The sequence below is a fragment of the Chelativorans alearensis genome (assembly GCF_010993735.1).
Lineage (GTDB): Bacteria > Pseudomonadota > Alphaproteobacteria > Rhizobiales > Rhizobiaceae > Chelativorans > Chelativorans alearense.
Genome location: NZ_WQNI01000003.1, coordinates 97,438 through 109,361 on the forward strand (window position 1 = coordinate 97,438; position 11,924 = coordinate 109,361).

Genomic DNA, 11,924 nt, shown 5'->3' on the forward strand with positions numbered 1-11,924 from the left:
CGCACAACCATCGCCGCGTGAGGTGAGAAAATGACCGCTTCCTTCCTGAAACACCTCTCCGCCGAACTTGCAGGCCTGAAAGGCGCCGGCCTCTATAAGTCCGAGCGCGTCATCACCTCCATGCAGTCCGCGGAGATCGAGAGCGGCGGCAAGAGGGTCCTCAACTTCTGCGCCAACAACTATCTCGGTCTCGCCGACAACGCCGAACTGCGCGAGACCGCCAAGGCCGCACTCGACCGCTACGGCTACGGCATGGCCTCCGTGCGCTTCATCTGCGGCACGCAGGAAGAGCACAAGCAGCTCGAGGCGAAGATCTCCGCCTTCCTGGGGATGGAGGACACGATCCTCTACTCCTCCTGCTTCGACGCCAACACCGGCCTCTTCGAGACCTTGCTCGGCCCCGAGGATGCGATCATCTCCGACGCCCTCAACCACGCTTCCATCATTGACGGCGTGCGGCTTTGCAAGGCGCGGCGCTACCGCTACGCCAACAATGATATGGCCGAGCTGGAAGCGCGGCTGAAGGAGGCTTCCGATGCCCGTTTCCGGCTGATTGCCACGGACGGCGTCTTTTCAATGGACGGCATCATCGCCAATCTCCCCGCCATCTGCGACCTCGCGGAAAAATACGAGGCCATGGTGGTGGTCGACGACAGCCACGCCGTCGGCTTCGTAGGCGCTCATGGCCGCGGCACGCCGGAAGCCTGCGGCGTCGAGGGCCGGGTGGATATCCTCACCGGCACGCTCGGCAAGGCGCTGGGCGGCGCCTCCGGCGGCTATACGAGCGGCAAGAAAGAGGTCGTGGAGTGGCTGCGCCAGCGCTCGCGCCCCTATCTCTTCTCCAACACGCTCGCTCCGGTCATCGCTGCCACCTCGCTTAAGGTCTTCGATCTGGTGGAGAACGGCGACGCCCTGCGCCGCAGGCTCTACGGCAACGCGGAACGCTTCCGCGAGAAGATGACGAAGCTCGGCTTCACCCTCGCCGGCAGCGGCCATCCGATCATCCCCGTGATGGTTGGCGATGCCACGTTGGCCTCAAAGATGGCCGACCGGCTTCTGGGCCACGGCATCTATGTGATTGGCTTCTCCTTCCCCGTCGTGCCCAAGGGCGAGGCGCGCATAAGGACGCAGATGTCGGCTGCCCACTCGCCGGCGGATATCGACCGGGCGGTGGAGGCGTTTGGTATGGCGGGGCGGGAATTGGGCCTCATTGCATAGGCAGGCGCGCAGGATCGCGGCGTCCAACAGGCGGAAGACAAGCCCATGTCCAACATGATGAAAGCCCTGGTGAAGGCCAAGCCCGAGGAGGGTTTGTGGATGGAGCGCGTGCCGCTGCCGGAGACCGGCCCCAACGACGTGCTCATCAAGGTCAGGAAGACCGCCATCTGCGGCACCGACGTGCACATCTGGAATTGGGACGAGTGGGCGCAAAAGACCGTCCCCGTGCCGCTGGTGACCGGCCACGAGTTCGTCGGCGAGGTGGTGGAGGTGGGCGCAGCCGTTAGCGAATACCGCGTTGGCCAGCGGGTCTCCGGCGAGGGGCACATCGTCTGCGGCCACTGCCGTAACTGCCGGGCCGGCCGCGGGCACCTGTGCCGCAATACGCTCGGTGTCGGCGTGCAGCGCCCGGGCGCCTTCGCCGAATATCTCTCCCTGCCGCAGCACAACGTCGTGACGATCCCCGACGACGTGCCCGACGAGATCGCCGCCATCTTCGATCCCCTGGGCAATGCCGTCCATACGGCGCTCTCCTTCGACCTCGTCGGCGAGGATGTGCTCGTCACTGGCGCAGGCCCAATCGGCATCATGGGCGCGCTCGTGGCCCAGTGCGTGGGTGCCCGTAAAGTGGTTATCACCGACATCAACCCAGGCCGCCTGGCACTCGCCAAAAAGCTCGGTGTCCAGCATACGGTGAATGCGAAAGAGGAAACGCTCGCCCACGTCATGCAGCGTCTCGGCATGACAGAGGGCTTCGACGTGGGGCTTGAAATGTCGGGTGCGGCCCCCGCCTTCCGCGACATGATCGACGCCATGAACAACGGCGGCAAGATCGCCATCCTCGGCATCGCGCCCACCGGTTTCGAGATCGACTGGAACAAGGTCATCTTCAAGATGCTGCACTTGAAGGGCATCTACGGCCGCGAGATGTTCGAGACTTGGTATAAGATGATCGCCCTGGTCCAGGGCCCGCTCGACGTCTCCGGTCTCATCACGCACCGCATCGCCGCGGACGACTTCCGAGAGGGGTTCGACGCCATGCGCAGCGGCGAGGCGGGGAAGGTAGTGATGGATTGGTGAGGCGGGAGAGATAGCGATCGCCATTCCGGCCGCGTCAGGCCGGATCGCCCGTGGTTCACCAGCCAACCGACCCAACCGGTAGGGGAAGGAACTCCCATCGCGCCAGGGCGGCTTCTTTCATGCACCGGTGCTCCAATTGATAGTTACATTTTCGATTGTTACGCTTGCAACTATCTGGAGCATGATCCCGAAAAAGTGGATTCCGGTTTTCGGAAAAGATCATGCTCAAACAAAGAGATAGATCATGGTGCCGATTCAAGGAAACGGCATCGTGATCTAGCAATCCGCAAGCTCGATGGAGGATGTCATGACCTTCCGCTACATGCCCGGCTTCGGCAACGATTTCGAGACCGAGAGCCTGCCCGGCGCCCTGCCGCAGGGGCAGAACTCGCCGCAGCGACCGGCCTATGGTCTCTACGCGGAGCAGCTTTCGGGCTCTCCTTTCACCGCCCCGCGCGGCGCCAACGAGCGTTCCTGGCTCTACCGCATCCGCCCCAGCGTCCGCCACGCGGCTCGCTTCCGGCCGACTGCTTGCGAGCGCTGGAAGACCGCGCCCAACCTCCATGACCACGAGCTCCCCATCGGCCAGTTGCGCTGGGATCCGACGCCGATGCCCAACGAAGAGACCGACTTCATCGCCGGTGTCCGCACCATGACGACGGCCGGCGACGTCACCACCCAGGTGGGCATGGCCGCACACGTCTATATCGCCAACACGTCCATGGTGGACGACTATTTCTTCGATGCCGATGGCGAGCTTCTTCTCGTGCCGCAGGAGGGCCGCATCCGCGTGATGACGGAGATGGGCGCCATGGAGGTCGCGCCCGGCGAGATCGCCATCGTGCCGCGCGGCATGATCTTCAAGGTCGAGCTGATGGACGGCCCGGTGCGCGGCTATATCTGCGAGAACTACGGCGCCAAGTTCACGCTGCCCGACCGCGGCCCCATCGGCGCCAACTGCCTCGCCAACCCGCGCGACTTCAAGACGCCGGTCGCCTGGTACGAGGACAAGGAGACCGACTGCCGCCTGACGGTGAAATGGTGCGGCCGCTTCTACCGCACGGAGATCGATCACTCCCCCCTCGATGTGGTGGCCTGGCATGGCAACTATGCGCCCTATAAATACGACCTTTCCACCTATTCGCCCGTCGGCGCCATCCTGTTCGACCACCCCGACCCGTCGATCTTCACCGTGATGACCTCTCCCAGCGGCGAGGAGGGCACGGCCAATGTCGACTTCATCATCTTCCCGCCACGCTGGCAGGTGGCCGAGCACACCTTCCGTCCGCCCTGGTACCATCGCAACGTGATGAGCGAGTTCATGGGCCTCATCAGGGGCCGCTACGACGCCAAGGAAGAAGGCTTCGTGCCGGGCGGCATGAGCCTGCACAACATGATGCTGCCGCACGGGCCGGACGCCGAAGGCTTCGAGAAGGCCACGAAGGCGGAGTTGCAGCCAATGAAGCTCGGTGACACCATGGCCTTCATGTTCGAAACCCGCTTCCCCCAGCACCTCACCCGCTTCGCAGCGGAGACCGAGACGCTGCAGGACGACTACATCGATTGCTGGAAAGGGCTGAAAAAACGCTTCAACGGCACGCCGGAGGGGGATTGGAGTGATTAAGGGGGCGCGACAGGGCGCCAACCTTTCCATATGGTCGAACTGCCCGAAAGGGCCCAATGCGAACCGGCGAAATCTCGGGAGGATGGCCTTTGAAACTTGCAACTCTCAAGAACGGCACACGCGACGGCCGGCTCGTCGTCGTCTCGCGCGACTTGACCCGCTTTACCGATGCCTCCCCCGTGGCGCCCACCCTGCAGGCGGCCCTCGACGACTGGCAGCGTCTATCGCCGCACCTGGAGACCCTTGCCGAGAGCCTGGAGCACGCCGCCGTCCCCGCCGAGCGCTTCCACGAGCACGAAGCCATGGCGCCCTTGCCGCGCGCCTATCAATGGGCCGACGGCTCCGCCTATGTGAACCATGTCGAACTGGTGCGCAGGGCCCGCGGCGCCGAGATGCCGCAGAGCTTCTGGACGGATCCGCTGATCTATCAGGGCGGCTCCGACGCCTTCCTCGGCCCCCGCGACCCCATTCCACTCGCCGATGAGGCATGGGGCCTCGACTTCGAGGGCGAGGTTGCCGTCGTCGTCGACGATGTGCCGATGGGCGCGAGCCTCGATGAGGCGGGCGAAGCGATCCGGCTTCTCATGCTGGTCAACGACGTCTCGCTGCGCGGCCTTATCCCCGCCGAGCTCGCCAAGGGTTTCGGCTTCTTCCAGTCGAAGCCCTCGTCCGCCTTCTCCCCCGTCGCCGCCACGCCTGACGAACTGGGCGCGGCCTGGGACGGCGGCAAGCTGCACCTGCCGCTTTGCGTCGATTACAACGGAAAGCCCTTCGGCCGCGCCGACACCGGCATCGACATGACTTTCGACTTCCCGACCCTCATCGCCCACGCCGCCAAAACCCGGCCGCTCACCGCCGGCACCATCGTCGGCTCCGGCACGGTTTCGAACAGGCTGGATGGCGCGCCGAGCAAACCGATTGCCGAAGGCGGCTCCGGCTATTCCTGCATCGCGGAAATGCGCATGATCGAGGCCCTGGAGGGCGGCAAGCCGAAGACGCCTTTCATGCATATCGGAGATACAGTGCGCATCGAGATGAAAGATGGCGATGGCCATTCCATCTTCGGTGCCATCGAGCAGATGGTCGAGAAATACGAGAGGTGAGGGCCTACCGATGTCGCTTATCGATCATTTCCGCCGGATGGCTGCAAACAACCGCTGGTCCAACGACCGGCTCTATCGCGCTGTTCTTGTCCTCGCACCCGGCGAGTTCGCGGCCGAGCGCGTCAGCTTCTTTCCCTCGATCGTCGAGACCCTGAACCACATCCTCGCCATCGACCGCTATTATCTCGATGCGCTGGAGGAGGGTGGCATCGGCCCTGCCGCCTTCCACGATTTCGAGCCGTTCACGGAGGCCGCCGCGCTTGAAGCCGCCCAGCGCACGGAGGACGAACGGCTGATCGCGTTTTGTGCAAGTTTAAGCGAGAACGACATGCCCCGCCGTGTCGTCACCGATCGCGGCAGGGCAGGAAAATTCCCCGAGCGAATCGACGCGCTGCTCGCCCATCTCTTCCTGCACCAGGCCCACCATCGCGGCCAGGTCCACGCCATGCTCGCCGGCACCTCGGTCAAGCCACCGCAGCTCGACGAGTTCTTCCTCGACTTCGACTTGCCCCTGCGCCGTGAGGAGGTGGAGAGGCTGGGGCTGGACTAACTGAGCGGCGCCTTACTCCGCCGCATCCACCTTCAAGACGCCGCGCTTGATCTGGTCTGCTTCGATCGATTCGAACAGCGCGCGGAAATTGCCTTCCCCAAAACCTTCGTCGCCCTTCCTCTGGATGAACTCGAAGAAGATCGGCCCGATGACGGTCTTGGAGAATATCTGCAGCAGGATCTTGGTCATCCCGCCGTCCACAACACCTTCACCGTCGATCAGGATGCCGTGCTTCTTCATCCGATCGATCGGCTCCTCATGCCCGTGTACCCGCTCGTATGACATCTCGTAATAGGTTTCGGGTGGGCCGGGCATGAATTTCAGCCCGTTCTCGGCCAGTCTGTCGGTGGCGTCGTAGATCGCCTCCGTGCCCACGGCGATGTGCTGGATGCCTTCGCCATTGTACTTCTTCAGATACTCGGCGATCTGGCTGGTGTCGTCCTTCGATTCGTTCAGTGGAATGCGAATCTTGCCGCAGGGCGAGGTGATGGCGCGGCTTACGAGCCCGGTGATCCGTCCATCGATGTCAAAATAGTGGATCTGCTTGAAGCCGAAGAGGTCTCGGTAGAAGTCCCACCACTTGTCCATGTTGCCGCGATAGACGTTGTGGGTGAGATGGTCGAGATAGTAGAAGCCCACGCCCTCCGGCCTCGGATTGCGCTCGCCCAGCCACTCGAACTCGGTATCGTAGGCAGAGCCCTTCTCACCGTAGGTCTCGATGAAGTAGAGCAGCGAACCGCCGATGCCGACGATAGCCGGCACGTCGAGCGTCTTGTCGTCACCCTCATAGGGCGTGGCCCCCTTCGACACCGCGTGCTCGAAGGCATGTTTCGCGTCCACTACCCGCCAGGCCATCGAGGGCGCGCAGGGGCCGTGCTTGTCGACGAAGCGCATGGCGTGGCTGCCGGGTTCCGCGTTGACCAGATAGTTGATGTCGCCCTGGCGCCAGACGGAAACTTTCTTCGCCCTGTGCCGGGCAACCTCCGTATAGCCCATCTTGGCGAAAAGGTCGGAAAGCTTCTCCGGCTCGGGGTGAGCGAACTCGACGAATTCGAAGCCGTCCGTGCCGGCCGGATTCTCGGCGCTGATCTCGGGCGGCGGCGCATCGTGCGGAAACGGGCCCATTTTGTCCTCCTGTCGCTCGGATTTCTGCTGGCGCCATTCTATGCCCCAAGCCCCGCAAGCGGCTTGCATTAGCGGCTGCAAAATGCACCATCCGTGCATGAAGCATGCGGAGGAAGGAAGAAATGCATGAATAATGCGCAGGTTGACGACTACGACCGCAAGATACTGTCTCTGCTGCAGGCCGACGGACGGCTCACCAACAACGATCTGTCGGAGCGTGTGAACCTGTCTTCCTCGCAATGCTCGCGCCGCCGCCAGCGCCTGGAGGAGGAGGGTTTGATCAAGGGCTACCGCGCGCTCCTCGACCGCGAGCGCCTGGGCTTCCCCCTCGTCAACGTCATCACCGTCACGCTGGCCACCCACAACCCGGACAACGCCCGCCGCTTCGCCGATCTCGTAGCCCGCCTGCCGGAAGTGCAGGAAGCCTACGCGCTGACGGGCGAGATGGACTACATCCTCAAGGTGGTGACGCCGGACCTGAAGAGCCTGTCGGAATTCGTCAGCGCCGTGCTCCTGCCGCACGAATCCGTGCAGCACGTGAAGACGGCTATCGTCCTGCAGACGCTGAAGGAGACGGGGGCACTGCCGCTGTAGCTGGCTATGAAGGGTGCCGGCATTGGCCGAACCAGCCTGCGCTACCCCTCCATCTCCCGCATCAGCGTGTAGAGGTTCAGGCACCGCGCCCCGCTGCGGCAATAGGCCAGCACCGGCCGCGGCAGGCTTTCCAGCGTTGCCGCCATGTCGCGCACGTTCTCTTCCGTGATCGCCCCGGAAACGACGGGGAGGAAACGGAATTCCAGCCCCGCCTTGCGCGCCGCCTCTTCCACCGCCTCGTGCGGCACCGCTCCATCCTCGGTGTCGGGCCGGTTGCAGACGATGCTCCTGAAGCCCGCATCGGCGATCCCGGCCACCTGCACCGGCGCGATCTGCCCCGTCACGGCAAAGTCCTCGTTGACCTGGCGAATGTCCATTCCGCGTCCTTTCTAGACAAAAGCTGACCTGTGTAACGGCCGTCGCTTTATATAGGCGGCCTCAAGCGATGTTCGCCTGCCGAAGAAACGAGCGGATCAGGCCTACCGTCTTTTCCGGCTGCTCGACGCAGGGCAGGTGCCCGGCACCCTTGATGATCTCGAACCGCGCCCCCGCGATCAGCGAGGCCAGCTCCCGCACAAGGTCCGGCGGCGTCGAGCCGTCCTGGTCGCCGACGAGGCACAGTGTCGGCACCTTCAGCGCCCGCGTGGATTCGGTAAGTTCCGCCTCGCGCAGCGCCGCGCACGTGCCTGCATAGCCCTCCACGGTGGTGCGTGTCAGCATGGCGAGGTAGCCGGTGAAATCGGGGTTCTCCGGCGTCCGGTAGCCGGGCGTGAACCAGCGCTCCATGATGCCGTCGGCGATCGAGGCAATGCCCTCCTCGGTCACCGCCTTGATGCGGCCGTCCCACAGGGCATCGGTGCCGATCTTGTGCGCCGTGTCGCTCAGCACCAGCGCCCGCACCAACTCGGGTCGCAGCGTGGCAAGCGCCTGCGCGATCATGCCGCCGACGGAAAGGCCCACGATGACAGCGTTCTCGATACCCAGATGGTCGAGCAGGCCGGCAAGGTCGTTCACATGGTCGGACAGCGCATAGGGCGGCTTCGTTGCCTCGGAAAGCCCATGGCCGCGCTTGTCGTAGAGCACCAGCCGGTGGTCGCTTTCAAGCCGCTCCGCCACCGCGTCCCAGATGCGGAAGTCCGTGCCGAGAGAATTGGCGAAGACAAGCGTCGGCTTGTCCGCCGCCCCCCGCACCGCGTAGTGCAGGACGATGCCGTTCACATGCACAAATTGCATCAGCTCGCCGCCTCCATTGTCTGCGCCCTGTATCGGAAAAACGGCGACGCGCGTCAATTCACGACAAGCGCCCAGTCGGCGCGCAGGCGCCCCGCATCCGCCGCCCGCATCCCCAGCGCGGCAAGCGCGCCGGCAACGCCGCGCACGAGCGCCGCGTTGTCCGGAGCCAAGGTGCCATCGGGCAGATGAAGATTGTTCTCGAAGCCCACGCGCGCATGCCCACCCAGCGCCGCAGCAGTCGTCACGCAGGCCGCTTCCCGCGCGCCGAATGCGCAGACCATGAAATGCCCGAAGCGCGGCGCCTCCGGCGCCAGGAAGGGCAGGAGGTCGGCGGGCGCGGAGCGCTGGCCGGCCGTATAGCGGCCGAGCACATAGAGCACGGGAACATCGTCGAAGGGGACGATCCCGCGCGCCATCATATCCTTGAGCCGCAGTGCCTCCTCCGGGTGGTAGAGAATGATCTGCGGGACGATCCTCTCCCTTTTCATGAAGGCGAGGAAGCGGCCGAACGCGGCCTCATGCGCGGCATCGGGCACCAGTTCCTTCAGCGCCAGCGAAGCCGCCTCCGGCCTGACCGCCCGCACCACCGCCATCTGCTCCTCCGGCTGGTAGCGGCCGACGGCCTCGGTGGTGATCTGGACGACGAGCCGCTCGCCCACTTCACGCCGCACGGCGGCGGTGGCATCGCGATAGGCCTCGGCGTCGAGGATGTGCTGGCCGTCGCGGTCGCGCACATGGCAGTGCAGCATCGCCGCCCCCGCCTCCAGACAGGCGGCGGCCGTTTCCGCCAGCTCGTCCGCCGTCTGCGGCAGGGCCGGATGGTCGGCCTTGGTGCGCCGCCCGCCATTGGGCGCCACGGCGATCGCCGCCAACCGCGCCTCGAAGCTGCTTTCGCCTGCTGCCACGGCAAATCCTCCATTCGTTGCACAAGATGCAACATATGTTGCATAACCGCGAAACGCCGTCTAGGATGCGCTCCATGGACCGCGCCGCCTTTGCCGATCGTATCACCCGTTCCGTCGACGCGCTTCCCGGGCAGTTGGGGGCCGCCGCCCGCTATGTCATGGAGAACCCGGGCGATGTGGCGCTGCTTTCCATGCGTGAGCAGGCGCGCCGCGCCGGCGTCCAGCCCTGGACCATGACGCGCCTTGCAAAGCGGCTGGGGCTCGATGGTTATGACGAGGTGCGCCAGCTTCATGGCGAGGCGCTGAAGGAGCAGGCGCTGGGCTTCTCCGGCAAGGCCGGCATCCAGGTGGCGCGCCAGAGGCAGGCGGGCGACCGCGCCTTCGCCGGCGAGATCGCCGCCGCCACCGCGGCCCAGATTTCAGCTCTCGGCGAAACGGGCGCCCTCGATGCGCTCACCGGGGCAGCCGGCGCCATGGCGCGCGCCCGCCGCGTCTATTGCCTCGGCTTGCGCTCCAGCCGCCCGGTGGCCGCCCATCTCGCCTACATGCTCTCCTTTCTCGGCGAAAAGACCACCGCGCTCGACTTCGGCAACGGCGCGGGCCTTGATCCGCTTCGTTTCGCCACCGCGGAGGATGTCTTCTTCGTCGCTACCGTGGCACCCTATACGCGGGCAAGCGTCGAGGCGGCACGCCATGCCCATGCCAAGGGCCTCACCATCGTGACGCTGACCGACAGCGCCGGCTCACCGGTGGCAACCCTTGCCCGCCACGCCATCCTCGTCTCGACGGACAGCCCCTCCTTCTTCCATTCCATGGCGCCGGCCTTCACGGCGGTGGAAATCCTGGCCGCTCTCGTGGCCGGCGAGGGCGGGGAAGAGGCGCTGGAGGCGATCGCCCGGACAGAGCGCCAGCTCGCCGAACTCAAGGTCCATGTCTTCGAACCCGCCGCCCGCGCGCGGCACCGGAAGAGCCAATGACGCATATCCTGCACCGCCAGATTCACGTGGAATTGCCCATCGCCGTCGGCGGCACGGGCGTCGAACTCTTCGACACCGAAGGCCGGGCCTATATCGACGCTTCCGGCGGAGCGGCCGTCTCCTGCCTCGGGCACGGCCATCCGGATGTCGTCGCAGCGCTGAAGAACCAGGCCGAAAAGCTCGCCTACGCCCACACGAGCTTCTTCACCAACGAACCGGCCGAGGCGCTGGCCGAGACGCTGGTGGCGGGAGCGCCTCAAGGAATCAGCCACGCCTATTTCGTCTCCGGCGGCTCGGAGGCCAACGAGGCGGCGCTGAAGATGGCGCGGCAGTTTTTCATGGAGAAGGGCGAGCCCGGGCGGCGCAACATCATCGCCCGCCGCCAGAGCTACCACGGCAACACGCTGGGCGTGCTTGCCGCCGGCGGCAACGAGGCGCGCCGGGCGCAGTTCCGCCCGCTGCTTATCGAGACCCATCACATCGACCCCTGCTATGCCTATCGGTTGCAGAGACCGGGCGAGAGCGAGGAGGCGTACGGCCAGCGCGCCGCACAGCAGCTCGAGGACAAGATCCTGGAGCTCGGCGCCGATACGGTTATGGCCTTCGTCGCCGAGCCTGTCGTGGGGGCCACGGCGGGAGCTGTGCCCGCCGTTCCCGGCTATCTTGCCCGCATCCGCGAGATCTGCGACCGCTACGGCGTTCTTCTCATCCTCGACGAGGTGATGTGCGGCATGGGCCGCACCGGCACCATGCACGCCTGCGAAAAGGACGGCGTGGCACCCGACATTCTAACCGTCGCCAAGGGGTTGGGCGGCGGCTATCAGGCAATCGGCGCCGTGCTCCTGTCCCGCCACGTCTTCGACGCCTTTGCTGAAGGCTCCGGCGTCTTCCAGCACGGCCACACCTATATCTGCCACCCCATGGCCTGCGCGGCCGCCCTTGCCGTGCAGGAGGCGATCGCGCGCGACGGCCTGCTCGCCAATGTGCGCGAGACAGGCGCCTATCTTCGAGGCCGCCTGGAGGCCCGCTTCGGCAACCATGCCCATGTCGGCGACATCCGCGGGCGCGGCCTGTTCCTGGGGCTGGAGCTTGTTGCCGACCGGGCGACGAAAGAGCCGTTCGACCCGGCGAAGAAGCTCCATGCGAAGGTGAAGAAGGAGGCCATGGCGCGCGGCCTGATGGTCTATCCCGCCGGCGGCACAATCGACGGCAGGCGCGGCGACCATGTGCTCATCGCCCCGCCGTTCATACTGGACCGGCAAACGGCCGACACGATCGTCGAGCGCCTCGGCGAGGCTGTCGACGCCGCGCTCGTCTGAGATGAGTTGAGGAGGAACACTGGGAGGAAAGCCGCATATTGCCGCGTGCCGCCAGCGGGCCAGCACAACAATATGTTGCATCTTCCACCAAATTGCGCAGTCTATCCATTGACTTGGGCGAGGTGGCATTTCACGCTCTTCGCCTGGGCTGCGCAGCAAGGCCGGCCGGGCGTTCCGCACGGTGCCCGGTGGCAGG

General features: G+C 65.2%; 12 protein-coding genes. 8 read left to right on the forward strand and 4 right to left on the reverse strand.

The genetic code is table 11. The features are described 5' to 3' along the window. Positions 1 to 30: 30 nt before the first annotated feature. From GPJ75_RS05805 to GPJ75_RS05825, 5 genes are all read left to right on the forward strand, one after another. Positions 31 to 1,218, forward strand: a complete 1,188-nt coding sequence (locus GPJ75_RS05805) for a glycine C-acetyltransferase (RefSeq protein ID WP_163266058.1) — start codon at positions 31 to 33, stop codon at positions 1,216 to 1,218. A gap of 45 nt (positions 1,219 to 1,263) precedes the next feature. Further along, positions 1,264 to 2,298 (forward strand): L-threonine 3-dehydrogenase, encoded by a 1,035-nt coding sequence (gene tdh / locus GPJ75_RS05810; protein WP_163266060.1) that lies wholly within the window; start codon positions 1,264 to 1,266, stop codon positions 2,296 to 2,298. A 307-nt stretch (positions 2,299 to 2,605) separates the two neighbouring features. Further along, a complete protein-coding gene (gene hmgA / locus GPJ75_RS05815) occupies positions 2,606 to 3,922 on the forward strand; it encodes a homogentisate 1,2-dioxygenase (RefSeq protein ID WP_163266062.1) in 1,317 nt (438 codons plus the stop codon). An 89-nt stretch (positions 3,923 to 4,011) separates the two neighbouring features. Then, on the forward strand, positions 4,012 to 5,025 hold the full coding sequence (locus GPJ75_RS05820) for a fumarylacetoacetate hydrolase family protein (protein ID WP_163266064.1): 1,014 nt from the start codon (positions 4,012 to 4,014) through the stop codon (positions 5,023 to 5,025). Between the two features lie 10 nt (positions 5,026 to 5,035). After that, positions 5,036 to 5,575, forward strand: a complete 540-nt coding sequence (locus GPJ75_RS05825; RefSeq protein WP_163266066.1) for a DinB family protein — start codon at positions 5,036 to 5,038, stop codon at positions 5,573 to 5,575. A gap of 12 nt (positions 5,576 to 5,587) precedes the next feature. On the opposite strand, the gene hppD is transcribed toward GPJ75_RS05825, so the two are convergent. Then, on the reverse strand, positions 5,588 to 6,700 hold the full coding sequence (gene hppD / locus GPJ75_RS05830; protein ID WP_163266068.1) for a 4-hydroxyphenylpyruvate dioxygenase: 1,113 nt from the start codon (positions 6,698 to 6,700) through the stop codon (positions 5,588 to 5,590). Positions 6,701 to 6,826: 126 nt separating this feature from the next. On the opposite strand from hppD, the gene GPJ75_RS05835 reads away from it, so the two are divergent. Beyond that, positions 6,827 to 7,294: an Lrp/AsnC family transcriptional regulator gene (locus GPJ75_RS05835; RefSeq protein ID WP_163266070.1), complete on the forward strand. Its 468-nt coding sequence runs from the start codon at positions 6,827 to 6,829 to the stop codon at positions 7,292 to 7,294. A 41-nt stretch (positions 7,295 to 7,335) separates the two neighbouring features. On the opposite strand, the gene GPJ75_RS05840 is transcribed toward GPJ75_RS05835, so the two are convergent. The 3 genes from GPJ75_RS05840 to GPJ75_RS05850 all read right to left on the reverse strand — a co-directional run bounded on the left by GPJ75_RS05840 (position 7,336) and on the right by GPJ75_RS05850 (position 9,432). Then, positions 7,336 to 7,671, reverse strand: coding sequence for a protein tyrosine phosphatase family protein (locus GPJ75_RS05840; protein ID WP_163266072.1), 336 nt, complete (start codon positions 7,669 to 7,671; stop codon positions 7,336 to 7,338). Between the two features lie 61 nt (positions 7,672 to 7,732). Continuing rightward, entirely contained in the window at positions 7,733 to 8,527 is a 795-nt protein-coding gene (pcaD, locus tag GPJ75_RS05845) for a 3-oxoadipate enol-lactonase (protein ID WP_163266074.1), read from the reverse strand. 53 nt (positions 8,528 to 8,580) lie between these two features. After that, positions 8,581 to 9,432 carry a beta-keto acid cleavage family enzyme gene (locus GPJ75_RS05850; protein WP_246248928.1) on the reverse strand — a complete coding sequence of 284 codons (852 nt, stop codon included), beginning with the start codon at positions 9,430 to 9,432 and terminating at the stop codon, positions 8,581 to 8,583. A gap of 74 nt (positions 9,433 to 9,506) precedes the next feature. Between GPJ75_RS05850 and GPJ75_RS05855 the strand changes: the two genes are divergently transcribed. Together GPJ75_RS05855 and GPJ75_RS05860 are read left to right on the forward strand one after the other, a co-directional pair. After that, positions 9,507 to 10,409 carry a MurR/RpiR family transcriptional regulator gene (locus GPJ75_RS05855; protein ID WP_163266076.1) on the forward strand — a complete coding sequence of 301 codons (903 nt, stop codon included), beginning with the start codon at positions 9,507 to 9,509 and terminating at the stop codon, positions 10,407 to 10,409. Beyond that, the gene (locus GPJ75_RS05860) at positions 10,406 to 11,728 is read left to right on the forward strand and encodes an aspartate aminotransferase family protein (RefSeq protein ID WP_163266078.1); all 1,323 of its coding nucleotides are present in this window, start codon (positions 10,406 to 10,408) and stop codon (positions 11,726 to 11,728) included. Before GPJ75_RS05855 ends, GPJ75_RS05860 begins: the two co-directional genes overlap by 4 nt. The last annotated feature ends 196 nt before the right edge of the window (positions 11,729 to 11,924 follow it).

Coding starts and splice junctions, on each gene's coding strand:
- GPJ75_RS05825 (WP_163266066.1), top strand. CDS start 5,036: ATGTCGCTTATCGATCATTTCCGCCGGATGGCTGCAAACAACCGCTGG.
- pcaD (WP_163266074.1), bottom strand. CDS start 8,527: ATGCAATTTGTGCATGTGAACGGCATCGTCCTGCACTACGCGGTGCGG.
- GPJ75_RS05805 (WP_163266058.1), top strand. CDS start 31: ATGACCGCTTCCTTCCTGAAACACCTCTCCGCCGAACTTGCAGGCCTG.
- GPJ75_RS05835 (WP_163266070.1), top strand. CDS start 6,827: ATGAATAATGCGCAGGTTGACGACTACGACCGCAAGATACTGTCTCTG.
- hmgA (WP_163266062.1), top strand. CDS start 2,606: ATGACCTTCCGCTACATGCCCGGCTTCGGCAACGATTTCGAGACCGAG.
- GPJ75_RS05840 (WP_163266072.1), bottom strand. CDS start 7,671: ATGGACATTCGCCAGGTCAACGAGGACTTTGCCGTGACGGGGCAGATC.
- hppD (WP_163266068.1), bottom strand. CDS start 6,700: ATGGGCCCGTTTCCGCACGATGCGCCGCCGCCCGAGATCAGCGCCGAG.
- tdh (WP_163266060.1), top strand. CDS start 1,264: ATGTCCAACATGATGAAAGCCCTGGTGAAGGCCAAGCCCGAGGAGGGT.
- GPJ75_RS05860 (WP_163266078.1), top strand. CDS start 10,406: ATGACGCATATCCTGCACCGCCAGATTCACGTGGAATTGCCCATCGCC.
- GPJ75_RS05855 (WP_163266076.1), top strand. CDS start 9,507: ATGGACCGCGCCGCCTTTGCCGATCGTATCACCCGTTCCGTCGACGCG.